Source organism: Bacillus marinisedimentorum, from assembly GCF_001644195.2.
In the GTDB taxonomy this organism is placed as follows: domain Bacteria; phylum Bacillota; class Bacilli; order Bacillales; family Bacillaceae_O; genus Bacillus_BL; species Bacillus_BL marinisedimentorum.
Genome location: NZ_LWBL02000054.1, coordinates 21,825 through 48,179, shown reverse-complemented (window position 1 = coordinate 48,179; position 26,355 = coordinate 21,825). Strand labels below are relative to the sequence as shown.

General features: G+C 45.9%; 28 protein-coding genes. 5 read left to right on the top strand and 23 right to left on the bottom strand.

What is annotated here, in order from left to right:
• Positions 1 to 238: 238 nt before the first annotated feature.
• The 3 genes from A4U59_RS16420 to A4U59_RS16410 are packed head-to-tail and all read right to left on the bottom strand — an operon-like array spanning position 239 to position 2,555.
• Positions 239 to 1,504 (bottom strand): coiled-coil domain-containing protein, encoded by a 1,266-nt coding sequence (locus tag A4U59_RS16420; protein ID WP_169823992.1) that lies wholly within the window; start codon positions 1,502 to 1,504, stop codon positions 239 to 241.
• Between the two features lie 10 nt (positions 1,505 to 1,514).
• The gene (locus tag A4U59_RS16415; RefSeq protein WP_066174783.1) at positions 1,515 to 1,955 is read right to left on the bottom strand and encodes a DUF6114 domain-containing protein; all 441 of its coding nucleotides are present in this window, start codon (positions 1,953 to 1,955) and stop codon (positions 1,515 to 1,517) included.
• A 12-nt stretch (positions 1,956 to 1,967) separates the two neighbouring features.
• Positions 1,968 to 2,555, bottom strand: a complete 588-nt coding sequence (locus A4U59_RS16410; protein ID WP_083270904.1) for a DUF6230 family protein — start codon at positions 2,553 to 2,555, stop codon at positions 1,968 to 1,970.
• Between the two features lie 234 nt (positions 2,556 to 2,789).
• Here A4U59_RS16410 and A4U59_RS16405 point away from each other — a divergent pair, with 234 nt between their 5' ends.
• Entirely contained in the window at positions 2,790 to 3,926 is a 1,137-nt protein-coding gene (locus A4U59_RS16405; protein WP_066174781.1) for a response regulator transcription factor, read from the top strand.
• A gap of 396 nt (positions 3,927 to 4,322) precedes the next feature.
• On the opposite strand, the gene A4U59_RS16400 is transcribed toward A4U59_RS16405, so the two are convergent.
• From A4U59_RS16400 to A4U59_RS21445, 12 genes are all read right to left on the bottom strand, one after another.
• Complete coding sequence (locus A4U59_RS16400; protein WP_066174779.1) at positions 4,323 to 4,526, bottom strand: amidohydrolase family protein; 204 nt, start codon at positions 4,524 to 4,526, stop codon at positions 4,323 to 4,325.
• Positions 4,527 to 4,598: 72 nt separating this feature from the next.
• On the bottom strand, positions 4,599 to 5,582 hold the full coding sequence (locus A4U59_RS16395) for a quinone oxidoreductase family protein (RefSeq protein ID WP_066174777.1): 984 nt from the start codon (positions 5,580 to 5,582) through the stop codon (positions 4,599 to 4,601).
• 34 nt (positions 5,583 to 5,616) lie between these two features.
• A complete protein-coding gene (locus A4U59_RS16390) occupies positions 5,617 to 7,392 on the bottom strand; it encodes an acyl-CoA dehydrogenase family protein (protein WP_066174775.1) in 1,776 nt (591 codons plus the stop codon).
• Positions 7,393 to 7,437: 45 nt separating this feature from the next.
• Positions 7,438 to 8,505: a phosphotransferase family protein gene (locus A4U59_RS16385; RefSeq protein ID WP_066174773.1), complete on the bottom strand. Its 1,068-nt coding sequence runs from the start codon at positions 8,503 to 8,505 to the stop codon at positions 7,438 to 7,440.
• 34 nt (positions 8,506 to 8,539) lie between these two features.
• Positions 8,540 to 8,944: an acyl-CoA thioesterase gene (locus A4U59_RS16380; RefSeq protein ID WP_066174771.1), complete on the bottom strand. Its 405-nt coding sequence runs from the start codon at positions 8,942 to 8,944 to the stop codon at positions 8,540 to 8,542.
• A gap of 46 nt (positions 8,945 to 8,990) precedes the next feature.
• Entirely contained in the window at positions 8,991 to 9,866 is an 876-nt protein-coding gene (locus A4U59_RS16375) for a 3-hydroxyacyl-CoA dehydrogenase family protein (RefSeq protein WP_066174769.1), read from the bottom strand.
• Positions 9,867 to 9,939: 73 nt separating this feature from the next.
• Positions 9,940 to 10,506, bottom strand: coding sequence for a TetR/AcrR family transcriptional regulator (locus A4U59_RS16370; protein ID WP_066174767.1), 567 nt, complete (start codon positions 10,504 to 10,506; stop codon positions 9,940 to 9,942).
• Between the two features lie 276 nt (positions 10,507 to 10,782).
• Positions 10,783 to 12,399 carry a long-chain-fatty-acid--CoA ligase gene (locus A4U59_RS16365; RefSeq protein WP_066174765.1) on the bottom strand — a complete coding sequence of 539 codons (1,617 nt, stop codon included), beginning with the start codon at positions 12,397 to 12,399 and terminating at the stop codon, positions 10,783 to 10,785.
• Positions 12,400 to 12,505: 106 nt separating this feature from the next.
• Complete coding sequence (locus tag A4U59_RS16360) at positions 12,506 to 13,279, bottom strand: SDR family oxidoreductase (RefSeq protein WP_066174763.1); 774 nt, start codon at positions 13,277 to 13,279, stop codon at positions 12,506 to 12,508.
• 29 nt (positions 13,280 to 13,308) lie between these two features.
• Positions 13,309 to 14,529 carry an acyl-CoA dehydrogenase family protein gene (locus A4U59_RS16355; protein WP_066174761.1) on the bottom strand — a complete coding sequence of 407 codons (1,221 nt, stop codon included), beginning with the start codon at positions 14,527 to 14,529 and terminating at the stop codon, positions 13,309 to 13,311.
• Between the two features lie 437 nt (positions 14,530 to 14,966).
• Entirely contained in the window at positions 14,967 to 16,349 is a 1,383-nt protein-coding gene (locus A4U59_RS16350) for a glycine--tRNA ligase (protein ID WP_066174760.1), read from the bottom strand.
• 369 nt (positions 16,350 to 16,718) lie between these two features.
• Positions 16,719 to 16,859 (bottom strand): hypothetical protein, encoded by a 141-nt coding sequence (locus A4U59_RS21445; RefSeq protein WP_157888210.1) that lies wholly within the window; start codon positions 16,857 to 16,859, stop codon positions 16,719 to 16,721.
• A 422-nt stretch (positions 16,860 to 17,281) separates the two neighbouring features.
• Between A4U59_RS21445 and A4U59_RS16345 the strand changes: the two genes are divergently transcribed.
• Positions 17,282 to 18,241, top strand: a complete 960-nt coding sequence (locus tag A4U59_RS16345) for a metal ABC transporter solute-binding protein, Zn/Mn family (protein WP_106406360.1) — start codon at positions 17,282 to 17,284, stop codon at positions 18,239 to 18,241.
• A 38-nt stretch (positions 18,242 to 18,279) separates the two neighbouring features.
• On the opposite strand, the gene A4U59_RS16340 is transcribed toward A4U59_RS16345, so the two are convergent.
• From A4U59_RS16340 to A4U59_RS16325, 4 genes are read right to left on the bottom strand one after another with little or no spacing between them, the layout of a single operon-like run.
• Complete coding sequence (locus tag A4U59_RS16340) at positions 18,280 to 19,347, bottom strand: DUF4097 family beta strand repeat-containing protein (RefSeq protein ID WP_066174759.1); 1,068 nt, start codon at positions 19,345 to 19,347, stop codon at positions 18,280 to 18,282.
• Positions 19,344 to 19,928: a hypothetical protein gene (locus A4U59_RS16335; protein ID WP_066174756.1), complete on the bottom strand. Its 585-nt coding sequence runs from the start codon at positions 19,926 to 19,928 to the stop codon at positions 19,344 to 19,346. The genes A4U59_RS16340 and A4U59_RS16335 overlap by 4 nt, the downstream gene beginning before the upstream one ends.
• Before the next feature lie 15 nt (positions 19,929 to 19,943).
• Entirely contained in the window at positions 19,944 to 20,426 is a 483-nt protein-coding gene (locus A4U59_RS16330; protein ID WP_066174754.1) for an anti-sigma factor, read from the bottom strand.
• Positions 20,423 to 20,974 carry an RNA polymerase sigma factor gene (locus A4U59_RS16325; protein WP_066174752.1) on the bottom strand — a complete coding sequence of 184 codons (552 nt, stop codon included), beginning with the start codon at positions 20,972 to 20,974 and terminating at the stop codon, positions 20,423 to 20,425. The genes A4U59_RS16330 and A4U59_RS16325 overlap by 4 nt, the downstream gene beginning before the upstream one ends.
• Before the next feature lie 126 nt (positions 20,975 to 21,100).
• Between A4U59_RS16325 and A4U59_RS16320 the strand changes: the two genes are divergently transcribed.
• Positions 21,101 to 21,322, top strand: a complete 222-nt coding sequence (locus tag A4U59_RS16320; RefSeq protein ID WP_066174749.1) for a hypothetical protein — start codon at positions 21,101 to 21,103, stop codon at positions 21,320 to 21,322.
• A 502-nt stretch (positions 21,323 to 21,824) separates the two neighbouring features.
• Positions 21,825 to 22,010 (top strand): YkvS family protein, encoded by a 186-nt coding sequence (locus A4U59_RS16315; protein WP_066174747.1) that lies wholly within the window; start codon positions 21,825 to 21,827, stop codon positions 22,008 to 22,010.
• 295 nt (positions 22,011 to 22,305) lie between these two features.
• On the opposite strand, the gene A4U59_RS21440 is transcribed toward A4U59_RS16315, so the two are convergent.
• Entirely contained in the window at positions 22,306 to 22,443 is a 138-nt protein-coding gene (locus tag A4U59_RS21440; RefSeq protein WP_157888209.1) for a hypothetical protein, read from the bottom strand.
• A gap of 247 nt (positions 22,444 to 22,690) precedes the next feature.
• Between A4U59_RS21440 and A4U59_RS16310 the strand changes: the two genes are divergently transcribed.
• On the top strand, positions 22,691 to 22,990 hold the full coding sequence (locus tag A4U59_RS16310) for a HesB/YadR/YfhF family protein (RefSeq protein ID WP_066174745.1): 300 nt from the start codon (positions 22,691 to 22,693) through the stop codon (positions 22,988 to 22,990).
• 144 nt (positions 22,991 to 23,134) lie between these two features.
• Here the strand turns inward: A4U59_RS16310 and A4U59_RS16305 are convergent, their stop codons facing one another.
• From A4U59_RS16305 to A4U59_RS16295, 3 genes are read right to left on the bottom strand one after another with little or no spacing between them, the layout of a single operon-like run.
• Positions 23,135 to 23,440 (bottom strand): hypothetical protein, encoded by a 306-nt coding sequence (locus A4U59_RS16305; protein ID WP_066174743.1) that lies wholly within the window; start codon positions 23,438 to 23,440, stop codon positions 23,135 to 23,137.
• Positions 23,441 to 23,458: 18 nt separating this feature from the next.
• Complete coding sequence (locus A4U59_RS16300) at positions 23,459 to 23,875, bottom strand: acyl-CoA thioesterase (protein ID WP_066174740.1); 417 nt, start codon at positions 23,873 to 23,875, stop codon at positions 23,459 to 23,461.
• Positions 23,876 to 23,893: 18 nt separating this feature from the next.
• Complete coding sequence (locus A4U59_RS16295; RefSeq protein WP_066174737.1) at positions 23,894 to 26,236, bottom strand: AAA family ATPase; 2,343 nt, start codon at positions 26,234 to 26,236, stop codon at positions 23,894 to 23,896.
• Between the last annotated feature and the right edge of the window lie 119 nt (positions 26,237 to 26,355).

Below are 26,355 nucleotides of genomic sequence, written 5' to 3'. Positions count from 1 at the left end.
AATTTGACATGCTTCGAAATGCTTCCGTACAGAAAAAAGAAGGCTGCTGATTTCAGCAGCCTTCTTTTTTCACGACGCCTGTCGGTTTGATCTGCACCCTTGATAACCGATCATGCGGAGAGGCTGAAGGCGTTTCGGCCTTCTGCTATATTCTTACGCTCAACCGGCCGTTTTGTACAGGGCATCCACCCCCTGACAAACATGGATTTTTATTCTATGGCCAGTTTTATCAAAGACTTTAATTTAAAAGGCCTCCGGTTACATCGTCCACAGTATCAAGGGTGTCATCTACCGTTTCTTCGACCGCCCCTTTTTCTTCACTGCTGTCAGCAGGTTTGGTTTGTTCCTCGTTCGCCTGCTCTTTTTGCAGCAATGTCAATTTTTCGTTTACTTTATCCAGAGTCCCGGATGTTGACGTTATTGACTCCGTCACGCTTTCAAGTTCCTTTTCAACTTCATTCACTGTCATGGTGTTTATCCCATCGGGGTCCTCCAGTTCCTGGATTTTTTCTTTTAAGGATTTTTCCATTTTATATAGCTTTTTCAGTTCTTCTGTTTTTTCCCCGCCAGGTATTTTTTCGGCAAGGGCGATTGCTTTTTCTACCTCTTTCAGCAGTTCTTTAAGGTCGCTTATTGTTTCCTCTGTTGTCTCGAGAAGCTGCTCCGCTGTTTTTCCTGCTGTCCCAGTCGGATCTTCCAGTAAGTCCCTGACCGTTTTTTCCGGATCAAGTGGTACCTGCTCCAGAACCCGGTCTTTTGTTTCATCAATTGTTTCTGTTGTTTTATCAATCACATTTGCGGCATCTTCCGTTATTTTCTTTGCTCCCTCTTCAATGCCGTCCTTAAGCTTTTTGTCCTCTATACCGGGAAGCAGCGCTGTGCCTTCCTCGCCATTTTCATCTTCAGTGCTGCTGTCGCATGTGAAAGGTGCCTCACCGCCGAGAATTTTATTCAATTGTTCCTCGGCTATGTTAGAAGACTTGTCTGGAACGCTGGTTAGTGTCTTGCCAGGTGAAGGCCGGGCGATATCTTCTTTTCCGTATTCTGTCGTCAGTTTAAGGCCGTCTGCCGACATCGTCCCGGTGGACATTCTTGATGCAACAAGTGTCACTTTCGTCAACCCGATTTCCGGATATGTTTCCCCGAAGCTTAAGCACGGACCTTCAAAGTCGAACGAAGACGCATCGACTTCCATATCAGTTACATGGATGGGGCTGTCGGCAGAAATGTGGACAGTCATTGGGCCGTTTGATGATTGCACTTCCTTCACCATCCTCATCCCATAGATCACTGCGCTTTCGTATTTAAAGCGCACGCCCGGGTTGTTTCCATTTTGAATAAGTTCAGGAACAAGCGTTTTCCCGACAATTTTATCCGCGTATATGACAAATCCGTTTGTATCCTTTTCCGCACCATTAGCGGTAAAGGGAGGCAGCAAGAATCCGATCAACAGGATGGATAGAACCAGAACGTTTATGCTGCGATTATTTGTGAAAAAATTCATCATCCTGATCCTACCCTGCAGAAATCTTACCGGCTGTTAATTTGGAAGATCCTTTTTGTGATAGCGGCTGTTTATCAGATTGGTTTGCATTTGTGTTAACTTGCTGCCAGCCGATGCAAAACGATCCGCCGGTGATGCCGAGAATTGTGCCGATGAACATGCCGCCCAGAGCCCCCATTACAGAAAGTACCGAAAAAAAGATGACAAATACTCCGAGAATGGTTGAAAATTGCGGAAAAATGTAAGCCATGACGGCCGTCAATACAATCAAACCGCCAAACAAAAAACCGACAAAGGCCATACTGCCCGGCAAGAAAGCGATTTTCGATAGATTGAAAGGGATCCACAAAATCAGGAGTCCTGCCAGAAGAGACAGGGTGGCTCCGAGAAACGGCCGCTTGCTCCGCCAGTTTTTAAAGGCCGAAGGTTTTTTTTGTTGTTTTGTCGCCATCATCCCGCCCCCTTATTTTTTAATTCTGTCAACAGTGAGCTTCATCCCATTCATGGTGATTGTTTTCTGGAACAGATAATGGGTTTTCAGTTTTGCATCTTTCAGTACGATCGTATCAGATTCTTGTTTGAATTGCTTTTGCCAATCGGTGCTGTTTTGCTCTTTCAGAACCAGGTTGTTGAACTGGGCATTTGCCAGGATGCTTCCGGCATCATGCTGAAGTCCCGTGATCTGGACAGGCTCTGAAGCTTTAATTTCGACCCTGACCCAGTTCCCTTCTGTCACCTCGAACTCTTTCGAAAGGACCAGGCCGTCAATTGTCAGGCTTTCAATAAGGTTCGTTCCCTGGGGTGTGCTGTCGGAACTGCTCGTTTCACCGAGTTTCGGATAAAACGTATATCCATCACCTTCCAACTTGTCGAATTCGACATAAAAATCACCTACTCCGGCAATCGGAACCGCATATGCGACACCCGACATCCCGAATACTGCAGCAAGCAGACCGAGAAACAAAAAACCGGATCCAAATGCCGCGAAAAATTTCTTTTTGTTGATCTTTGATGAGGAAACGCTTTCAACTGCATGTTGACTTTCTTCCAAGTGCACTCACTCCTCACATGTTCTTTGTTTCCACTTTAATGTTAAAAATATTCTGACACAATTCCGTAAAATGTCGTATTACCGCTCATTTCTATATTCTTTTTTATAGTACTTTGGTTATAAAACGGTTACTGCATCAGCCATAAATTAGCAGGAAACGTCCAAAAGAGGTTTGAGCAGTTCGAAAAAAGTGGATATAAGATTAGTTATCAATAATTGAAAGAGGTGAGCAGAATGGAGAACTCCTACAGAATGACACTAGAGGGATATTTGATGCATGCGGTTGATACTATTCAGCAAAACCGGGAGGATCTTCTCGGCAACTGGCGTGAGACTAAAACGTCACTCGGCCAGACGGTAAGAAAACAGGAAGCCATTCAGGCGATTGAAGGTCTTCTATTTGATATTCTTCTGGAAAAACACCATTCAATACAGGATTTCGAGAAACACCTCAAACAGTTTCATTTCCGTTCTGTCTATTTTCAAAACTCGGATAACGAACTATTTATTTTATTGACCTGGCTTGAAAAAACGATCCAGCAAGTTCTCAGGGAGAAAGAAACCGTCAGTGAATTGGATTGCAAGGCTGTCCAGTACTTGTTTTTAAAGCTGAATCAGTTTCTATTCGCTTCTGAACACCAGCGGAAAATTTCGCCGCACTGGCAGGACTCCGTGTTTTTATTCCAGCAATGGCTGATTTCCTCAAGCCGTTTCTTCGATACAGCCCAGCGAATTGCATCAGGACTTGTACACTTCACGCCGTTCACCCGCTGCGCAGTCTTCACGAAATCTCCGGGAGATGGACTGGGGGTCGGGCTTGTCGGATACAAGGTTGAGGGAATTTCATCAATTAAAGAGGAACTGATCAATATACCGCTTATAAAAAACCATATGAAAAGGCTGGAGCGGATGGAGCCCATTTTCATTGAAGAAGCGTCCCTTCATTTCCCCGGCGAGTATACGGAGAAATTCAACCTCGAATCAGTAGCTGTACTGCCGCTTTACGTCCCTTCCCAGAATAAGCTTATCGGCATCGTCATCCTTGATAAAGGACCTGGCAACCGGTTTGCCCCTGTCGCAGAAACGTTTTCGGCGCTCATACAGTTCGGCCAGATTGCCGGTGAAATGCTGTATAAATATTGGGGGGACTTCAAGTTATCTGCAGCAAGTAAAAAAATTCCGCTTTCCCCTCGTGAGCTTGAGGTCCTCCATTATATAGCCGAGGGCCATTCCATTAATGAAGCAGCAGAACAATTGTACTTAAGCAGTTATACGGTAAGGGATTATGTTGCTTCGATTATAAAAAAAACGGAAGCCAAAAACCGTTCCCATGCCATTTCAATCGCTTATCAACATGGTTTAATTTCATAAATTGGTTTTGGTATCAGGGGGATGTTTTAACGATATGCGGATCTCCCGCATCGCAACTTGCCCATTGGCGACCTTTAGGTGCAGACAGAGGCACGGCTGTACTAATTATTATTCTTAAGATTGGCCATTAAGGCGACTTTCATAAAACGGCAAAAAAACCGCCGGAGAGATTCACACGTCCGGCGGACCGCAATGTACAGGATTCAGCTTCCGACAGGAGCTTCAGCACCAAATAACCGCATTGGATTATCGATGAAAATCTTATCAATTTGTTCGGCTGTGACCTCTTCTTCTTTAAGCATCTTTAATATGTTTTCAAACAAATGGTTAGGTCTCCTGTTTACCACAAGCTGTTCAACCTGTACCGGCATGACCGGCGGCCGTCCCAGCCAAAATTCACGGTATCATGGGATAAGAAAACCTGTCCCCGTATCCTTCATTCAAAAGCCCCACAAGCAGCGAAACCCGCTCCGTATCGAATGGAGCACCGACCATTCCCTGCAGGCCGAAACGGTCAAGTGCAACCGAAACGCCGTATTCAAGCGTGCGCTGATAATAGTCAGCAATCGGTCCTGTGACACTTTCAACTGTTTTTCTCATGCTTTTTATCCTCTCCCTGGTTCATTATTCCTGCTTTGTTCTTTCCAGGCCAGGGATCCGGCCAGTGAGGTGTTACGGCACCAGGATCAGCTTGCCCTGTGTTTTTCTGCCCTGAAGCTTCCTGTGCACTTCAGCAGCTTCTTCGAGTGGATATACACCGCCGATTTTCAGTTTCAGCCTGCCTTCTGTGAGATAACCGGTCAATTCGTTGAGGCTTTGCTGGAATAATTCCGGTTTTGTCATGATTTGCGGAAGGAAAAAGCCTGAAACGGTCAGGTTTTTTCCCATTAACAGCGACGGCGTCAGCCTGCTTTGTTCCCCGCTTGCAACCCCGTAAATAACCAATCTTCCAAATGGGGCCATGCAATCAAGCGTTTTGTTGAAAATGTCGCCACCAGCCATTTCAAGGGCGACATCCACCCCTTTTCCGCCTGTACTCTCTTTGACTACCTTTTCCCAGTTATCTTTGGTGTAGTTGACAAGAACATCCGCTCCAAGGCTCTTCGCCAGCTTTAGTTTCTCTTCGGAACTGGCAGTGGCGATTATTTTGCCGGCTCCAAACAGTCTGGCCAGCTGTACGGCAATACTGCCCACTCCCCCTGCGGCGGCATGGATCAGTACACTTTCACCTTGATCAAGCCTGCCCATTGTTTTTAAAATGTGATAAGCACTTAATGCCTGCAGCGGGAAAGCGGCCGCCGTGTTAAAGTCCAGTTCATCCGGTATCGGAATGACGGATCGTTCATCTGTAACGGTGTATTCCGCATAGCCGGTGGCATTTTTGGATCCGATCAAAGCCGTCACCCGCATCCCCTTTTCAACATTTTTTACATCCTTTCCCGTCTCAATGACGATCCCGGCCACCTCGGCGCCTGGAACGAAAGGAAGCGGTGTCGGCACAACATACTGTCCTTCCCTTCTGGCTGTGTCGGCATAATTCACTCCAATGGACTTGATTTCGATTAAGACTTCCCGGCCGGAAGGTGTGGGCTTTTCGATCTCAACCAGCTTAAGAACTTCCGGCTCTCCGTATTCGGTAAACTGTATTGCTTTCATTCGGTTGCATCCTTTCCGTTATCTTCTATGATTCTTATACTTTATATTTTTGTGCTGAAATCATCCGGTCAGCGATTCTGCGGTTTCTGTTTATGCCGCCTTCCGGCAAATAGCGTCCGAGATCATCCAGGACGAGCCTCAGCGTTTGCCTGGCTTCTTCGCCGGAAAGCACTCCTGTCAGGAGCTGCCTGACAACGGCTTCAGCTTCAGTTTGGATGTCAGCGATAAACGATAATGCAAGGTCTTGTTTCAGCGTTTCTTTTTGCTGGCCGTTTGTTTCGATTGCCTTTTTGGTTCTGAGCACAACGGATTCTCCGGCATAAAGGAGAATCGCCAGGTCGGCCAGGTTTTTCAGCGACTCCTGTTCATGCTTAAGCTTTTGGCCGTACACCCGGTAAACGGTGCCGGAACAAATGAGAAAGGCGCGCCTGATGGCGCGGACAGCTTCAAGTTCGTTTTCGAGTGTGCCGTTTACGGTCTGTTCTATACCGCCAATCTTGCTTTCGCTTACAGCTGTCTGCACTGCTTTTTCCAGGTCCAGTTCTCCCGTGGCCGCCTTTTTTAAAAGGGTTGAAGGAATAAGAAGGCGGTTCACTTCATTCGTCCCTTCAAAAATGCGGTTGATGCGGGAATCCCGGTACATCCGTTCCACATCATACTCCTTGATGAATCCGTACCCTCCATGAAGCTGTACTGCTTCATCGGCCACATAATCAAGTGTTTCGGAACCGAACACTTTGCAAATGGAACACTCCACTGCATATTCCATCATGCTTCCAGCGATCAAGCGGTGATCATTTGAATCATACAGACCGCCAAGCGCACCTTCCAGAAGTCCGGAAGTCCGGTACTGCACGGATTCAGCCGCATAGATGCGGGCCGCCATTTTCGCTAGTTTTTCTTTTGACAGTGGAAAATCTGCGATTGCCGTTCCGAATTGTTTCCGCTCAGTTGTATAGGAAAGCGTCTTTTCAAACCCTTGTTTTGCGCCTCCTGTACAGGCGGATCCCAGGTTGAAGCGGCCGAGGTTCAGGACATTCAGGGCGATCACATGGCCTTTGCCGACTTCCCCGATCACGTTTTCAACCGGAACCTCACAATCTTCAAAAATGACAGACCTGGTTGATGACCCTTTGATTCCCATTTTGTTTTCTTCAGGCCCGAGGCTCAGTCCAGGAAAGTCTTTTTCAACGAGAAATGCAGTGAATTTCTCACCGTCCACTTTCGCATAGACGATGAACGTATGTGAGAATTCCGCATTAGTGATGAAAACCTTTGTACCATTCAACAGGTAGTGTGAGCCGTCTTCATTTAGTACAGCAGTTGTTTTTGAAGATAATGCATCAGAACCGGCCTCCGGTTCTGTCAGGCAATATGCCCCTATATATTCACCTGAAGCGAGTTTGGGCAAATACTTTTCTTTTTGGGCCCGCGTGCCGAAATATGTAATCGGAAGGGTGGCGATGCATGTATGATTGGAATGGGCCACCCCGTAACTGCCGGTTGCCCCGACCGCTTCACCGACAATTCCCTTGCTTATTTTATCGAGGCCCAGCCCTTCGTATTTTTCAGGGATACTGTGGGCTAGAAGACCGAGTGAACCCGCCTTTTTCATTAACTTGGAAACCAGGCTGTAGCCCTGTTTCTCGATCTCATCCACAGCGGGAAGGATTTCTTTTTCAACAAACTTTCTGGCGGTATCTGCGATCATGTGATGTTCTTCTGTCATGTCTTCAGGAGTGAAAATGTAGTCGCTGTCAGTTTCTGATGTCAAATAACTGCCGCCTTTTTCATGTACAGATTGAGTCATTGCTATTCCTCCTATTACGATTTACGAAAGAACCGCACCAAACCCTTATATCGTCCTAGCGGCATTCTCACGCGCATATTCGATAAGTGAGGCTGCTTTATCATTGAACCTGGCAAAACGATCATCATTTGTCTGGCCGTTTTTCCAGCGGAAATAGATCTGCTGGCATATCACTGCAAGCTTGAAATAAGCGAACGTAAGGTAAAAATGGATAGCTGAAACATCGCGTCCGCTCTTCTTTGAATAGAGGCTGATGAATTCATCACGTGTCAAGAAACCGTTTGTGACTGTCACCGGCGGCTTTCCGAAACCTTCTTTGAGGATTTCCGGGTCGTCATCCTGGATCCAGTAACTCATTGCAGCGCCTAAATCGGCAAGAGGATCGCCTGCCGTAGTCATTTCCCAATCGAATAAGCCGACCATTTTTGCCGGGTCATTGAAATCGAACATCGCATTATTCAATTTGTAATCATAATGGATAACTGCCGGCCGGGTTGAGGATGGGATGTTTGCGGCCAACCAGCTCTTCAACTCCTCCACGCCTTCAACTTCATCAGTTTTGGCCCGTTCATACCGCTTGATCCAGCCGTGGACCTGGCGTTCCATAAACCCTTCAGGCCTGCTCAATTCCGTTAACCCCGTTTTCGTATAGTCGATGCTGTGCAGCTCCACCAGCCGATTTACCATTTCTTCAGACAGCTTCCGGCAAAATGATTCGGTTACAGCTAAATCATCTGGAAAAGAAGTGTCGTAAACAAATCCTTTTCTCCGTTCCATAATGAAAAACGGGGCACCCAAAATGGACTCGTTCCCAAAAGCGAGCGGTTTAGGGGCAATTGGGAAACGGGGGTGCAATTCTTGCAGCACTTTAAATTCCCTCTCCATGTCATGTGCCTTGGGGGCAACAGGACCGAGCGGAGGACGCCGCAGCACCCCTTCCCACTTCCCAACTTTTATTTCATAAGTCAGGTTTGAATGACCGGCGCCAAACTGTTTCACATCTATCCCGTCCGCTACAGGGAGCTCCAGGTTTGTTTGTAAAAATCGGCCAAGGGACCCAAGGTCGATCTCCTCTCCTTTTCTGACAGGAATTGTATCAAGTGAGTAAGCCATCTTTAAACCTCCTTAATTTGAAAATTCGGAAATATCAAGCCGTGACAAGATATTGTTCAAGTTTTGCCCGCAATGAATCAGGAACTGTCTCGCTTTGCTGCGTGTGGAAATTGAAATAAACGATTGTTTCCAACCCCCTGGCGATCAGTGTACGGCTTTCTTTATCTTTGATCTCATGGGTGAGGCCGAAGCTTTTCGTCCCGATTCGGTGGACAGTTGTTTCAACGGCAAGCGTCTGGCCGAAGTAGCCCTGGCTGAGAAAATCGCATTTCGTTGAGGCAAGTATGAAGTGCCACTCACTGGCATTAAGTTCATAACCGAGCTTACCGAAAAATTCGACCCGTGCCTCTTCTTGATAGATAAAATAACTCGTATTATTGACATGGCCTAAAGCATCCGTTTCCGCAAATCTCACTTTGACTGTTAATTCTTCATGCACGAAAAGTTCCTCCTTCGATTTCAACCGCTGTTTTCCTGAACACTGATCAGTTCTTTATGATTGCCTGGCCGTATTCATACCAGCCTTTACCGGTTTTGCGCCCAAGTTCGCCTGCTATTACCTTTTCTTCGATGAAATGAGGGGGGTTATCTGCAGGATCTCCGGTTTCATCAAAACGCTGCTTCATCACAAAATAGACAACGTCATTCCCGGATAAATCCATTAACTCGAATGGGCCAATTTTATGGCCGAGCGCTTTTTTCACGATCAAATCAATATCTTTGTAATCGGCGACCCCCTGGTCATATAAATTCATCGCTTCTTTCTGCATAGCTCCGAGAATGCGGTTGGCGACAAATCCTGATATTTCTTTATGAATGAGCACACCGGTTTTGTTGATCTTTTCGCATACCGCCAATGTAGTTTGCGCGCTTTCCTCCGATGTCTGTTCACTTACAACAACCTCTACACATTCCATCACAAGCGGCGGGAAGAAGAAATGCATATTGATCACTTTATCCGGCCGGCTTGTTACTCCTGCAATCAGCGAGTTGACAATGGTGGAACTATTCGTAGCCAGAATCGCATCTGAAGGGGCGATTTTGTCAAGTTTCTCGAATACCTCCTGTTTGATTTCCAGTTTCTCGACAACTGCTTCGATGACAAAATCGGCATCACCGGCCGCTTGTTCCAGGTCTGTCGTGAACCTGAGGCGTTCAAATGCTGACTGCATTTCATCTTCCAAAATCTTACCTTTGGCGACCCACTTTTCCATAATCGACTGGAGTTGGTTTTCAGCTTTCTTTAATGCACGTTCGTTAATGTCCTGAAGGGTGGTTTCATAGCCTCCGAGCGCGCAAAGCATACTTATCTGATGTCCCATCGAACCGGCGCCGATGACACAAATTTCCCTTATTTCCATTGGACCGCCTCCGTATATACCGAATGGTCAGTATGTTATAAGCAGGCACCTTTAAAAAAGCTGCCTGTATCAATCACTTTAATGAAATGCCGTTTAAAATCATTTCAACAAAAATGCCTGCCACTTCTGTATCGGATAATTCACCTTCAGGCTTGAACCATTGATAACTCCAGTTAGTCATTCCAAGCACCCCGAGAGCAACAATATCAGGATTAAGACCCTCTTTGAACTCCCCTTTTTCAATGCCCGTTTTGATCAATTGCTGGAGGTTGGCAAGAAACTTTTCCCTTCTCAAGGTGATTTCTTCAATGTGCTCACGGCTTAAATTCCGGATTTCCCGGAAAAAAATCCTTGCCATGAACCCCTGTGATTCAATGCTTGTAATCAGCATCGTAACTATGGTCCGCAATTTTCCCCTTGCTGTTTTGCTTTCATCACCAATGATTTTTTCCTGTTCCTCAAGAACATAGGAAATATAATCAAGGTGAATATCCCTTAATAGTTCTTCTTTGCTGTTGAAATAGTAATAGAACGTGCCTTTAGTGACATTTAGAGAATCAACGATATCCTGGATGGAAGTTTCAGTGAATCCTTGCTTTTCAAAAAGTTTTATACTGGCCTGTACAATTTTTTGTTTCATAGTTGGACTCCTTTTTCCCTTTTTGAACGCTATATTAAATTCCGCCGTTGATTTCCGCTCCAAGCAATCGCTCTCCGCGCCGCGGGGCGGCCGGGAGTCTCCGCGGCCTGGAAATGCGCCTCGGGGCCCCCTGCTTTGCCACATCCGCATGAGTCTAATGCCTTCCACTCCAAGCAATAGTGTCGTTAACCAACAGTGAGCTTTAACACAGCCTTTTTGAGAATTGTATCATACCAGCCAGAATGTTTTTTGTCCAAATTATCGTAAAAGAAAGGATTATCCTTGAACTTCTCCAGCTTTCTCCTCACGTAAAGCCCGCCGCAATATTTTACCTACGCTTGTTTTAGGCAGCTCGCTGCGGAATTCGATTATTTCCGGAACCTTATATGACGCAAGGTTTTCACGGCAATACGCTTTTAATTCCTCAGGAGAGGCATCCTGGCCCTGTTTAAGCACGATGACCGCTTTGACCGTCTCCCCCCTGTACCGGTCCGGAACCCCGATTGTGACCGCTTCCTGCACGGCCGGATGTTCATAAAGCACTTCTTCGATATCACGTGGATAAATGTTATATCCGCTGGCGATAATCAAATCTTTTTTCCGATCGACAATATAAACATAGCCTTCTTCGTCCATTTTTGCGATATCACCGGTATGGAGCCATCCGTCACGGAGCGTGGCCGCCGTTTCTTCAGGCATATTCCAATATCCTTTCATTACTTGGGGTCCGCGGATGACAAGCTCGCCCAGTTCTCCGGGAGCAAGTTCTTCTGTGCCAGAACCGATATCAACCACTTTGTATTCCGTTGAAGGCAGCCCGATGCCGATGCTTCCCGGTTTACGGCCGGCAAACGGAGGGTTGCAGTGTGTTGTAGGTGATGCCTCGCTTAACCCATAGCCTTCGAGAATGTTTGCACCTGTTTTCCTTTCGAAGTCATTCATCAGGCCCAGCGGCATCGGTGCCGATCCGCTGTTGCAAGTTCGGATGCTGTCGATACCGAATTTTTCAGCTTCAGGGTGGCTAGTGATCGCCACATACATTGTCGGTACGCCGGGGAAAACAGTAGGCTGTTCACGCTTGATTGTCTGAAGCACTTCCTCAAGTTCAAATCTAGGCAGCAAAATGTTTTTGGAGGCGGTGTAGACGGCGAGATTCATGCCGGATGTCATTCCGAATACATGGAAGAGCGGAATGACGGTAAGGACTCTGTCCGTGCCTATCTTAATATCGTCTTTGAAAAACATGTATGTTTGTACAAGGTTTGCGACAAGGTTCCGATGCGTAAGCATGGCGCCTTTTGAACGTCCGGTCGTTCCGCCTGTATACTGCAGGACAGCCACATCATGAGCCGGGTCAATTTCCGGATCTTCGACATAACCGTTACCCGATTTTAAAAACGTTTCGAATGAATAATCAGGATCGAACTTTTCCCCGGATGGAGGCAGCGTGACGACGATGATTGTCTTGAGGTTCGTATCAGCCTGGACAGCTTTAACACGGGGATAGAGCTTATCAAGCACAAAAATCGTCTCGGCTCCTGAATCCTGGAGAATCATTTGCAGTTCCCTTTCAACTAACATCGGATTGACCTGCGTAATGATCCCCCCAGCTCTTAATGTCCCGAAATACGCCATAACATATTGCGGGCAGTTCGGGAGCATGACTGCAACCCTGTCTCCTTTTTGCATCCCGTTTTGCTGAAGGGATGATCCGAGCATATCAACCGTCCGGTTCAGCTCATAATAGGAAGTTTCCTTGCCGTAAAATGATAGTGCGGGTTTGGAAGGATGGTCACTTGCAGTATCGCTAAGCAGCTGTGCAACCGGTATATCCGGAACTTCAATTTCAGTGGAAATATGATCAGGATAATGCTTTAACCAGCTTTTCTCCAATCTGAATCCCCTCCTGTGTTATATAAAAGCTTTTATCTGTACACCCGGCATTCTCCAGCATCGTGCCTTCTGAAGCCGCCGGGAGTCCATTCGATTCCCAGAAAAATCACATGGCGTGCATGCCCCCGTCGACAGAAAGAATATCCCCCTGAACATAACTTGATGCATCGGACGCGAGAAATACGGCAGCCCCTTTTAATTCAGCATCAGAACCAAATCTTCCTAGAGGTGTAGCTTCAAGTATCCGGTCGCCGCCGAATTTCAGGACATCCTTTGACATTTTTGTTGGAAAAAAACCTGGTGCAATAGCGTTGACATTGATTCCGTGCGGACCCCATTTCACGGCCAGATCTTTTGTGAACGTGACAACGGCACCTTTGCTGGCATTATAGCCAATCGCGTTTAAAAAACGGGAATCCGCACCGCCCAGGCCTGCTACGGATGCAATGTTGATGATTTTGCCGCTTTTTTGTTGAATCATGACTTTCCCTGCAGCCTGAGACATCAAAAAAGTGCCGGTCGCGTTCACATTCATGACTTTATTCCATGCTTCAAGAGGCATTTCTTCCACAGGTGCCCCCCACGATGCTCCGCTGTTATTGACGAGGATATCGATTTTTCCGAAAGCGGAAAGGGTTTCATCCACTACGTTTTTAACATCGTCAGGGTTGGTGACATCACACTTCAATGCAAGTGTCTTACCCCCGTTTTCTTTCAAGCGTTCTGCTGTTTCTTCGCAAGCTTCCAGCTTTCGTGAGCACACGACGACATCAGCACCCGCTTCTGCAAAACCTTCGGCTATTTGGGCACCGAGGCCGCGTCCGCCCCCTGTGACAATCGCTGTCTTTCCTTTAAGGCTGAATAAATCCATAACGTGCATTATATATTCCTCCTAAACAGGTTGGTGAATTATTGAGACTCTTGCGGGTATTTCTTTAACTCCATCCGTGCAACTGCTTCTCGATGGACTTCGTCTGGACCATCGGCAATCCGCAGTGTACGGGCGTTCGCCCAGTGCGCTGCGAGCGGGAAATCATCACTGACTCCGGCACCTCCGAACGCCTGGATGGCCCTGTCGATGACGTTCAAGGCAAGATTCGGCGCGACCACTTTGATCATGGCGATTTCAGCTTTCGCCACTTTATTTCCGACAGTGTCCATCATGTAGGCGGCTTTCATCGTGAGCAGACGCGCTTGCTCGATTTCGATGCGGGAATCCGCAATCCACTCCCTTATGACACCCTGCTTTGCCAGGGGCTTTCCAAAGGCTATCCTTTTTTGCACCCGTTTTGTCATCAATTCCAGAGATCTTTCAGCCGCACCGATTAATCTCATACAGTGATGGATTCTGCCTGGGCCGAGCCTGCCCTGGGCAATGGCAAATCCTTTCCCTTCCCCCCAGAGGATATTGTCAGCAGGAACACGGACATTGTTATAGTCAATTTCAGCATGTCCGTGCGGCGCATGGTCATATCCAAAGACAGGGGTGACCCTTTTGATGTTGACTCCTGGTGCATTAAGCGGCACAAGGATCATCGATTGCTGTTCATGCCGCGGTGCTTCGGGATCGGTCTTTCCCATGACAATCGCTATTTCACAGCGCGGATCACCGGCGCCTGACGACCACCATTTTGTTCCGTTGATGACATACTCATCTCCGTCCCTGGTGATGCTTGCCTCGATATTCGTAGCATCTGCGGACGCGACACCTGGTTCAGTCATGGAAAAACAGGACCGAATCTCGCCTTCTAAAAGCGGCTTCAGCCAGCGTTCCTTCTGCTGCTCGTTACCATAACGGACAAGCACTTCCATATTTCCGGTATCAGGTGCATTGCAATTGAATACTTCGGGTCCGATTAAAGACTTGCCCATGATTTCAGCGAGCGGAGCATATTCTGTGTTTGTCAGTCCGGCGCCGTATTCGCTGTCTGGCAGGAACAGATTCCATAATCCGGCCGCTTTCGCTTTTTCTTTCAATTCTTCCATGATCGGCGGGATACGCTGCCAGCGGTTTTCCTGTTCATTAAGCTGCTGCTCGTATACGGTCTCGTTAGGATAGACGTGTTCTTCCATAAATTCATTGAGCTGATCCTGTAAGCGCTTTACTTTTTCAGAGTGATCAAAGTTCATTGCCTTATCCCCTTTTGTTTATTTTACTAACCGGTCAGTATGTATGCCTATCTTTAATATAACTCATAATTCAGAAAATTCAAGGCTTCCATCTCAATTTTTTCTATTTTCATTATCCTATGTTGTATTTGGGTATTCTTGCTGAAAAACAAGTGATTTTCGTTTGGAATGGTATAGGGATAAATGTGAAAGATAGTTGAATTCTCTTAAATAATAATCTTTTGGCAAGGTTGATTGATCACCTGATACAGCTATTCTGTGCCCTTATATTTATAAGTACAGTTATCCTCTCTTTGTATATTTCAAAAGAACTTTTTTTATCCTTTAACTTAAATAAGAAGGAGCTTATAACCTTATGTGACAACAAAAAAACGAGTATGAAACCTTTACAGTTCCATACTCGTTTTGAACGCTTGCATTTAAAATGTTACTTGTTATTAAAATTGTATTTTTTCCTTCAAGTATGACTTCAACTCATTAATCGGAAGGCGGACTTGCTCCATCGTGTCACGGTCACGGACGGTCACGCTGTTGTCTTCAAGTGAATCGAAGTCGAATGTGATGCAATATGGCGTTCCGATTTCATCCTGGCGGCGGTACCTTTTTCCGATCGATCCGGATTCATCGTAATCTACCATGAAATCGCCGGCCAACTCCTGCCAGACAGCCTGAGCCTGTTCGGATAGCTTTTTCGAAAGCGGAAGAACGGCTGCTTTATAAGGAGCTATTGCTGGATGGAAATGCATAACGGTACGGCTTGTGCCGTCTTCCAATTCTTCTTCATCATAGGCATCAATTAAGTAACTCAGCGTCACCCGGTCTGCTCCCAGTGACGGTTCGATGCAATATGGAATATAGCGCTCATTCGTTTCCTGGTCGATGTATTGGAAATCTTCACCGGAATGTTCCTGGTGCTGCTTCAAGTCGTAATCGGTCCTGGACGCGATGCCCCAAAGTTCCCCCCATCCGAACGGGAATTTGTACTCGATGTCAGTTGTCGCGTTGCTGTAATGGGAAAGTTCATCATCATCATGGTCACGGAGACGGATGCTGTCTTCATTGATTCCAAGTGAAAGAAGCCATTCTTTCGAGAAGGTTTTCCAGTAATCAAACCATTCCAGCTCATTGCCCGGTTTGCAGAAAAATTCGAGTTCCATTTGTTCGAATTCGCGGGTGCGGAACGTGAAGTTGCCCGGGGTGATTTCGTTACGGAAACTCTTTCCGATCTGAGCGATGCCGAATGGGAGTTTTTTCCGCATTGATCGTTGGACATTTTTGAAATTCACAAAAATTCCCTGAGCGGTTTCAGGCCGTAAATAAATTTCGCTGCCGGATCCTTCTGTGACACCCTGGTGGGTTTTGAACATCAAATTGAACTGCCGGATTCCGGTGAAGTCTTTTGCACCGCACTCCGGGCACTCGATGCCTTTTTCGTCGATCATTTTTTCCATTTCATCGAAAGAAAGACCATCGGCAATGACTTCTTCCCCATTTTCATGGGCGTGTGTCTCGATGAGTTTATCAGCCCGGAACCTCGATTTACATTGTTTGCAGTCAATCATCGGGTCGTTGAAGTTGCCGAGGTGCCCGGAAGCTTCCCACGTCTTTGGGTTCATCAGGATTGCCGCATCCAGACCGACATTATGCGGGGATTCCTGGACGAATTTTTTCCACCAGGCATCCTTGATGTTATTTTTGAGCTCGACGCCGAGCGGGCCATAATCCCATGTATTGGCAAGCCCGCCGTATACATCGGATCCCGGGAAGATGAATCCCCTGTGTTTGGCATGCGAAGTAATCGTGTCCATAGATTTTTCCATATTTCTGATTCTCCTTTAGTCCAATTTAATAGAGATATAAAAAACTCCCGTCCGAGGACATGCATGTCACATGTCCAGGGACGGGAGTCGGTTCCCGCGGTTCCACCCTGGTTGATACGGAAGTATCCCGTATCCCCTTTTGCTGGGCAAGATGCTCCGGAATGCCGTTTCACCATAACATTGTTCCGGGCTTCCACCATCCCCGGATCGCTTTGACAAGTGGTTAAGGCTATTATTGTTCCATCAACGCTTCATCATTATGTTCTAAGTATCCTATATGTTACTCAATAAAAAGATTCCGGTCAAGTGCAGCATGGAAGTAAGTTTTAAAATAAACAATCCCTGTTCAAGACAGGGATTGGCTTCTGTTTAGCAATTTGATTCACTTGTGAACCGCTTTTGTTCCCCATGGATGATATCGAATCTTCCGCCGCCCATGAATGACCGGACAAAATCAAGCTTCGAGTTATCGAAAAATTGGCGGTCCCCCTCATGTACGAGGAATTTCAAGCCGCCTTCCTCCACAACAGTGTCACTGTCTAAAGCTGACTCTTCCAGAGCCAGTCGAAGCTGAGGGCCACCTCAGCCAATGCCCATTGTCAGGCGGATGAAGTAATCTTCTTCGCTCACTTCAAACCGTTCAAGTTCTTTTTTAAGCTGCTCAACTGCAGCATTAGTAACTGAAATCACGTTGTCGACCTCCCTTTTATGTGAATAGTGTAGCAACACATGTTTTTATACGGCAATAAATATGCTTGCCGGGGTATTATGACACTGGCTTATTATAACATAAGTGCTTTTATAGGAAAGCCGTATCCAAAAATATTTATGACATTTCAGCGATATTTCAATTTCATTTACAAATCGTAATCATTACGATATAATACGGCTATGTCAATATGCTGTATCCGAATGAGAAAGGAGATAAACACTTGAAAAGAATAATGAAGGTTGCTATCATATTTTCCCTTGTTCCCATCCTTTTCCTGGCAGGCTGTGCCGGGGGAAATAAAGAGGACATGCCTAAAGATGGCGAGTTATCCATTTATACTTCATTGTTCCCAGTCGAAGACTTTACTGAAAAAATCGGTGGGGAACATGTCAAAGTCACCAATATCATGCCGCTGGGCGGGGACGCCCATACATTTGAGCCGACCCAGAAAACGATCGTGAAAGTTGCTGAAGCCGATGCTTTCATTTATAACGGAGTCGGAATGGAACCCTATGCAGACAAAATGGAAAGTGCGCTGGAAAAAGAAAACGTGAAATTTTACGAGGCTTCGGCAGGCATCGAGTCCGGAGAGCATGATGAAAAAGAAGAAAATCACGAAGGTGAAGAAGGAAATGAAGACGATGAACATGCCCATGGCGATGTGAATCCGCACATCTGGCTTGACCCGGTCCTTGCTGTTACGATGGCTGAAAATATTAAAAATGCGCTACAGGAACTGAAACCTGAAGCGGAAGATGACTTTGAAGAGAATTTTAAAGTTCTGAAATCCGATCTTGAAAAGATCAATGCGGAGTTTGAAGCGGCTGCCGGAAAAACATCCACTAAAAAGTTCATGGTTTCCCATGCTGCCTACGAATATTGGGAAGACCGCTACGGCCTTGAGCAGCTGGCCATCACCGGTCTTTCACCATCTCAGGAACCAACGCAGGCCGAACTTGAAAAGCTGATAAAGCAAGCACGCGAGTACAACATCGATACGATTTTATTTGAGCAAAACGTCACACCGAAAGTCGCTGATATCATAAAGGAAGAGATCGGTGCAGATGTTCTTTACCTCCATAATCTCGCTGTCCTTACAGAGGAAGATGTGGAAAATGATGAAGATTACTTCAGCCTGATGAGGAAAAACATCAAGTCGATGGAAAAAGCGCTGGATTAAACTTGAAAGAGCCCGCACAAAATGGCGGGCTCTTTTTGCTATTTTAAATCTACCGCTACATCACCATTGCCGACAGAAAGGTTTATTCGGTGTTCACCCTCGCCGAGTATGAGCTCGCCTTCTTTTTTATAGGCGGGACTATCTTTCCGGTTCGGCCGGATCCAATCAGCACTCCCTTCAACAGTACCGTTTTTTGCAGCGGCTTTAACTGTTGCATTACTGGTTCTGGCAAGACTGAATTCCATATCGCCATTTGTGAGACCGACCTTCCAGTCATCTGTTACTTTCCCCTGTTCTGCTTCAATCGAGCCGTTCACCCCTTCTGCCTTCACCTCTCCCTCTATATTCTTCAATAGAATATCCCCGTTGGTAAGACTGGCATCAAGGCCGTTTTGCACATCGAAAACTTCAATCTTGCCATTCACCAATCGAATTTCCGCACCGTTCGAAAGTTTCTCTGCAACTATTTCGCCGTTCGTTACGTTGATGGATGTATACAGGTCGGATGGGAGATGGACCTTGAGGTCTGAATGAAACCGATCCAGGTTCAAAAACGATGTCTTTTTCGGCTGCTTAATTTTAAAATAAGCTTTATTGCCCGATGTCGTGTAAGTGATGGCATCATTGAAGGCGTTTTCTGCCTCCTGCCTGTCTTCAGCGTTTGCTTCAAGTGTTCCTGATACCATCAATTCATCTGTCTCTTCACCTTCCAAAACAAGATCCGCATTCGGAATTTCAATGTAGATTTCCTCAATATTTTCTTCAATTTCATAGGACTCATTAATATCCCGGGAATATTCAGACGTGCTCACAATTCCTTTTACTGCTGTAAATAGCCCGGATGCTTGCATGGAATAAACACCGATGGAGATAAAACCGAGAAAAATAAGCAGGAAGATACTTAAAAAGTCTATTTTGACCGGTGTGTCTTTCCGATACAGCTGGTGAAAAAGGATTTCAGCACCAAGCAAAATGAGCAGAAACGGCCATCCATTGGCAATAACTCGGTCGAGCGGTATATTCCACACCTGGTTGCCGAGCCAAACCACGCCGATGGCGATCAGAGAAATCCCGGCGGTGAACGTACCGATTTTCCAGTTTCTCATTTGAGTTCCCCTTCTTTCCAGTCAGCATCAGGAGCATCCTTGTCCTCTGGTTCATCTGCAGGCTCACGCACTCCATCATCCTGAAATGCAGGAGATTCTAAGCTGCTTTCTGCCCGGCCGGACTCTGTCTCGTGGCCGCTGCTGCCTCCTCTGCCCTTTATTAAATACCAGCCAAGTACGATGAGGAGGACACCGACAAGTGCGTTTCTCATCATGATGAATAGCGGCATGTTGAAAAAGTAAATGGTGAGTTTATCAAGGATCAACAGAATGCCAAAGACGATCAGGCCCCAGCCAAGTAAGTCTTTCCGCTCATGCAGATGCCCCCACTCGATAAACGGACGGTCCGGATGCCCGTCTTCTGTTGTTACAAGCCGGTGCTGCTGCAGGGCGTCGAATAAACCGAAAAACCAAATAACAGGCATTAAAAACCCGAAAAGATGAAATAGGTCACTGAGAAACATAACGGAGAAAAAGGCAATCATAATTTGGAGGCCCCTGTTCATCAAGCCGAGATAAAAATGGCCGAGCCCCGGGACAAAGGATAAAAAGAATGTCAGTCCTTTAGATTTTTGCTGCATGGAAATTTCCCCCTTCTATTTGATCAAATCGATCACTTTATTCCAGTTGAACTGTTCGAGTACGTTAAAACCCTCATTAAGGCCGACCTGCATATAATCGGTTGTTTGATCGAGAGCACCAATCATATAAGTAGGCAAACTGCTGAATTCCTGCATCCACCCGTAATAGATGAAGAGGAAAGTTGCAGCGGCGGACAGGCCCAGGTTCAGCCATGTGGCTTTATTCGACAGTCGGCGTTTTCCGGTCTTTCCAGCTTCAGAAATTAAACTATGAACAGGCTGGCCAGGCAAGGACGCCATGACAGCTTCTGTGAATTCCCCGTCATCCCAATTGTCTACAGGCGAGTCCCAGGCAGCATGAAGTTCGTCCAGATCCTGTTTCAATTCCCGGCAATGCAAACATGTTTGGAGATGATTCAATACGGCCTCTTCCTTTGCAGGTTCAAGTGCACCGAGCTGAAGCGAAATCAGTGTATCTTGATTGATATGTCTTTTCATCCCAGGCCCTCCTTCCTGAACTGTTCGCGAAGCATCGCTTTTGCCCGGTAAAGCCTTGATTCGACTGTTTTGACGGCTATGTCCAGCTTTCTTGCGATTTCCTGGTAAGATAACTCATCAAAATAATAGAGTTTCAATACCGATTGGTACTTATCCGGCAGGCTATTTATCCGTCCTATGATGAATTCATGATCGGCTTTGTTGATCAGCAAATCCTCCGGAAGCAGTTCCTGGATCGGCACGACTTTCTCACTAACCGTGATATCCTGCTCCATTTTTTCCTTGGAATGTTTCCGTTTCCAGTCGAGTGCTTTATTCATGGAAATACGGTAGACCCAGGTTGAAAAACTGGATTCATTTCGGAATGAGCCAATTGAACGGTAAATCTGTACAAAAACTTCCTGTGCGATATCTTCAGCATCTTTGCGGTTTCCTGTCACTTTAAAGGCAACCGAGAGCACTTTACGTTCATAGCGGGAGACAATATCTCTGAAATAGTCACGTTTGCCGGATTGCACATATTTGATTAGTTGATCGTCACTGTACATTGTCTCCCCCCTTTTTGGCCCTTCCATTTACTTTGACGAACCTAATCGGCTGAACCCTGCAATTATTTTTAAATAGGTATATATTTCTCCTGATTGAATGAAAAATAAGGTGTAGGAGGTGCTGTCATGGAAAATAAAAATAACAGACGCAGAGACATACCCGATTTTGATGAACTTAATGACAGGATGATCATGGAGGCCTCAGAAAGCCCGTCTCTTGTCATAAAAACGAATTTGGATCCTGCCGATCCCAACGAAAAAAACCCGTATATAGACCGGGGCGAAACGCAGGAAAAGGAAAATAGGAAATTCAACCGTTTTTTCGGAAACAGCGGCAATAACAGTTAACAGGGGGGTCCGGCATCATATGCCGGACTCTTATTTATTGCAAGCTTTGCCCTTATTCGTAATTTTGCGTCCAGTCCCTTTTTCATTTCAGGTTCAGAATTTATTTTCTTCGCTGCATCTTGTAGTGTCTCAACGGCGAATACGTCCGCTGTAAGAGAGGAAATGAATCTGGTTCCCTTCTCAGCTCAAGACTCCGCCGATAAAAACTTTGCCAAAAATCCACCGCAAGATTAACATAGCCATTCATGCAAAGAGAAATCCGTTTATGAATACTGGCAACTTGATTTTGAGGATTGGATTTTACAAAAAAATGAATTATTGGCATTATGCTATGGAATTCATGGTTGAGATGGTATAAACTAGAAAGTAAATATTTTTCAGCTTGCAAAAAATACAGCGCAGACTGGTTAATTTGCAGTACAAAACTGCAAAAAACAGCGTTTAAAAAAAATACATGCTGTAATCATTGTAAGCGTTTACTATTGCGAGGGAGTGTTGTGCGATGGAAATAGCTAAAATCGGGGATCTGGTGGCTTTCAAAGAAGGCATGCGGGGGAAGGTCGAAGTTGTGTATGAAAACAGCGTGATCGTCGATCTAACCGTCATGGACAATTATCAAGAATTGGATTTTGAAAACTCGAAAACGGTAGTCAACCATAAAAAATATGAGATTCTTGAATCTGTTTAAGCGATTAGCCAAAAAAAGCAGCCGGTCCGGCTGCTTTTTCGCTGTTAAGGAAATGATTAAATGCAAGCGTTGCGGATAAAAAGCCAGGAGGGAATCGTCCAGCTCCAGGCGCCAGCGCATTTGTTCCTCCAGCTCCATGTGCCAGCGGCTATCGTCATAAGCGGTGATCCCCTCCGGGAGGAAAGAACACCTCCCTGCGGGTGCCCCCGCTTATGCGTACGCCGCTAAGCGGGCGCCTTGCGCATTTGTTCCTGCTACAAGAAAACCTTTATGTAACGGCCGGGAGTATCCCCTTTCACCGCTTTTTCCGTTCTTCGGCTTCATCTTCAAGCGCATTCGCAATCCGTTTCAAATCTTTGCCCATCTCATTCAGAATCAGCAAAAGAAAAACGATAAGGCCGAGCAATACCAGATTCACAACCATTTCCACCATCGTTTCACCTCTTCATCTCAATCAATCATTACCGTTTCTGCTTCTCATATTCTACCATAAAAACAGGCAGTCATCATGAACGTTTATCGTATCGATTAGAAGAAAATCCATTTTTTAAATTTTTCTATAATTGTTCAAAAAAACATCACAGGTGCATGTTGTCGTTTCCATTGCCCCATTTTATGATTGAAGTATAAAGAAAGAACATCTTTGTTTAATCAAAATTCACCTGGAAGGGGATCGAGTCATGAAAATTTCAATTTCGAAACCTGCTCTTCAATGGTATAAAAATGAAATGGATTTACACAACGGTGATTTTGTCCGCCTCTTTGCCCGTTATGGAGGCCATAGTACGATACAGCAAGGATTCTCACTCGGAATTTCGAATGAACAGCCGAAAGACATGGGTGTACACTATACTACAGACGGCATCACGTTCTTTGTTGAAAAAGATGATGAGTGGTACTTTGATGATTATGACTTGAATATCAAATATGATAACTTCATTGACGGCGTAGAATTTGAATATAAACGCCCTGCACACTAAGTAATAATCTGCAGCTAAGACACTGAATGGTTCGTCTTCGGAGAGAAACATTATGTATACCATAGGAATTAGCATACCAATAAACATAGAATTGGTATGCTTTTTTCGTTCTATAGATAAATTTGCATGAAACAACTTATTACATTACTGCGGGAGCCTGAAACGTACGATGTGTTGGTGAAAGCCTTCTTGTTTTAAAATTTCAATCTGCAAGTCACCGATCAGGTCAAAGTGGGGGTATTGTGACCGGTGGTGGATCCATTCTTCTTTGAGCCCATACTTTCTTCCCCATTCAGCCAGTTTACTAATGTTGCTGCAGCCTGCTTTTGTTACAGTATGAATGGTCGGATAACGGGGGTGGACCCAGTAGTGCGTGAGAAAAGCGATTTCGCCGCTTTCCACTCTGCACTTCCAGTTTTCAAGTTCATCACGCTTGATTCCAAATGCCATCAAATCGTCCCTTTCCGCTTATTCCTTTGCACGCTCATAGACTTCGTGCCATTCCTTGAAATTCCGTTTCAGTGACAGCGGCCTGAACGTATCTTTTTTAACAAAGGTATGAACAGATTGACCGGTAACGGCCAGTTCCCCATTTCCATTGAATATCTCATAGCTGTAGGTCAGCCTGAGTCGGCTGTAATCACTGATCCACGTTCTGACCACAGCGTGCTGCCCGTATCGGACCGGTTTCTTGTAGGAAATGTTCAAGTCGAGTACGGGGGCAACCACTCCTTCGTTTTCGACCTCAACATAATCAAGGTTAAGCTCTTCATTTAGTGCGGTTCTGCCGAGTTCGAACCATACAAGGTAATTTGCATGGTAAACAACGCCCATCTGGTCTGTTTCCGCATAACGTACTTTAATGCTTGTTTCGGCAACTGTCAAAACGGGTTGCTCCTTCCATCATCTGATTTTCTTCAATGCGTTTTCCAGATCATCTCTACAAATTGAGGATAATTTTTGAGGATCAAGCTGTTTATCATTATTTTTCATGAGCCGGAAAGCTTGCTCCTGGATGGCTTCATCAATCAGATTCGTGATAAATCGGCCATTTCCCTGCATCTGATAGTCTGCAAGGAACCCCTGTAAATACTGTGCTGCTTCCTCTGCAAGCGAATATCCGTATGAATCGGAATAGTGAATGGCCATCTCCGCCATTTCCCCCGGGCTGTAATCGGGGAAGTGAAAATACTTTTTGAAACGTGATGCGAGTCCTGGATTGCTTGCCAGCAACTTCTTCATTTCCTCGGGATAGCCGGAAAGGATGACGACCAAATTTTCATTATGGCGCGTCATCTCATCTACCAGCGTATCGATTGCCTCTTTTCCGAAATCACGCTGGGTGCTGGACAACAGGCTGTACGCTTCATCGATAAATAAAACGCCGCCGAGTGCTTCTCTGATTTTTTTTCTTGTTTTAATTGCCGTTTGGCCCACATATCCTGCGACCAAATCCGAACGGCTTGTGATGACCAGGTGGCCGCGCTTTAAAATCCCTGTATCTTTCAGTATTTTTGCAAATATCTTTGCGACTGTCGTTTTGCCTGTCCCCGGATTGCCGGAAAACACGGAATGGAGTTGGATAGGAACGGCAGGAAGATCAATATCGCGCCTCTTTTGCTGAATATTGATAAATGATGAAAGGGTTTTGACTTCCTCTTTAATGTTTTCAAGTCCCACCAGTGACTCGAGTTCCTCCAGCGGGGACCGTATATCATCCTGTTCCGGTTCGAGTTTCAGGTCTTCTTTTTCGAGCACTGTATAATCGATGACATCTTCCGATTCCCCCGACAGCCGGGCACCTTTCGTAAAAATGGCATCAAGGACAATATTTTTAACTGTCCTGGCATTTCCGAAGGATTCATCTACCTGTTCCTTTTCAATCCGCTTTTCCAGTTCCCTCAGCGCATCATCGGTGAAGGTATAATCGTTATCCATTGCAACCTTTTCGGCAATTTGCAGCAGTTCGCCAGCCGTATAATCTGGTAAGTGAATGTGATTGCTTTCCGGAAAGCGGCTTCTTAATCCCGGGTTGGACCATAAAAACTGACGCATCTCTTCAGGATAGCCGGCCAATATAACGGCAAATTTTCCGGCGTATTCGCCTCCTGTCATCGCTGAGACAAGTGTGTCCACCGCTGTCTGCCCATAATCACTGCCTGACTGTCCTTCACGTTTCAGGCTGTAAGCCTCATCAATAAATAAAACGCCGCCGATTGCCTGTTTGATTACTTCCATTGTATTTTCTTCGGTTTGCCCGACGTAAGCTCCGACCAAACGGGACCGGTCCGCTTCGGTGACATCAGCCCGGGGCAGGACGCCGAGTTCGTGATATATCTTTGCAAGCATCCGGGCGAGTGTCGTCTTTCCCGTTCCGGGGTTGCCTGTCAGGATCATATGGAGGCTGACTTCATCCTTGAACGCAAAGCCCAGCTCTTTCCTCCTCTTTTGATAGTCCAAAAAGTGATAAAGCCTGTGTACTTTGGTTTTTACAGCATCCAGTCCGATCATGCTGTCCAGTTCATTCAGACAGCTGGTCTCTTCAGCCGGCTCTCTTTCATCAGCAGCCGTTTCCAGCCATTCTTCCCGTATATCTTTGATTTCCTGGACGGCTGCTTTCATGTCGTCAAGAAAATTCGATGTATAAAAAACGCCTGTCAATGATTCCAGATACTGTTCTGACGCCCGGATAAGGGCAGTAGCCAATTCAAACAGACGATAGAAACGTTTCTTCAGCACACTGTATTTTTCAGCTAGCAGCTCATCATCAGCCCGGTCAGCAGCCTTTTTCCCGTCAATAAGCAGGAATTCGTGTTTATCGTAACTTTCAAGAAATGAGCGGCTCGCCTGAATGTGTTCTTCAGCGGCACTCCGTTTCGTAGGACGGTTATCTGTTTCACGAAGTACCGGGAATTGAAGGGTTTCAACAGCCTGAATTGTTTCTTTTAGCAGATTTTCAGCTTTTAATTGCTGAGCTTGCCGATTATCCGGATCGAGTGACAGGGCCCGTTCTATCCATTTCAATGTGAGATGATCACCTTTACCCATCCGTTCCGTTCGTGCGGATGCAAGCAATAAGAGCAGCCCAGCTTCCAGTTCATCGTATTCGGACTGTCCGGAGTGCCGAATTTTTTCGACCTGGCGAAGCACCTTCAGGACCTCACCCTCACTGAAGGTCTTTGATTGCTGCCATTTTTCAAGCAACTGTTTCAACTCGTTATATGTTAAAAGCTGATTCTCTCTCATAGGAATCCACCAACCTTTTGAAGTTCACGATATATTCTATCACAAACGGTAGGAACACTCATGCCCAGTGTTTTTGCGGCAGAATCCGTTTTACCGTATAGGAATATAAGTTGCCGGCA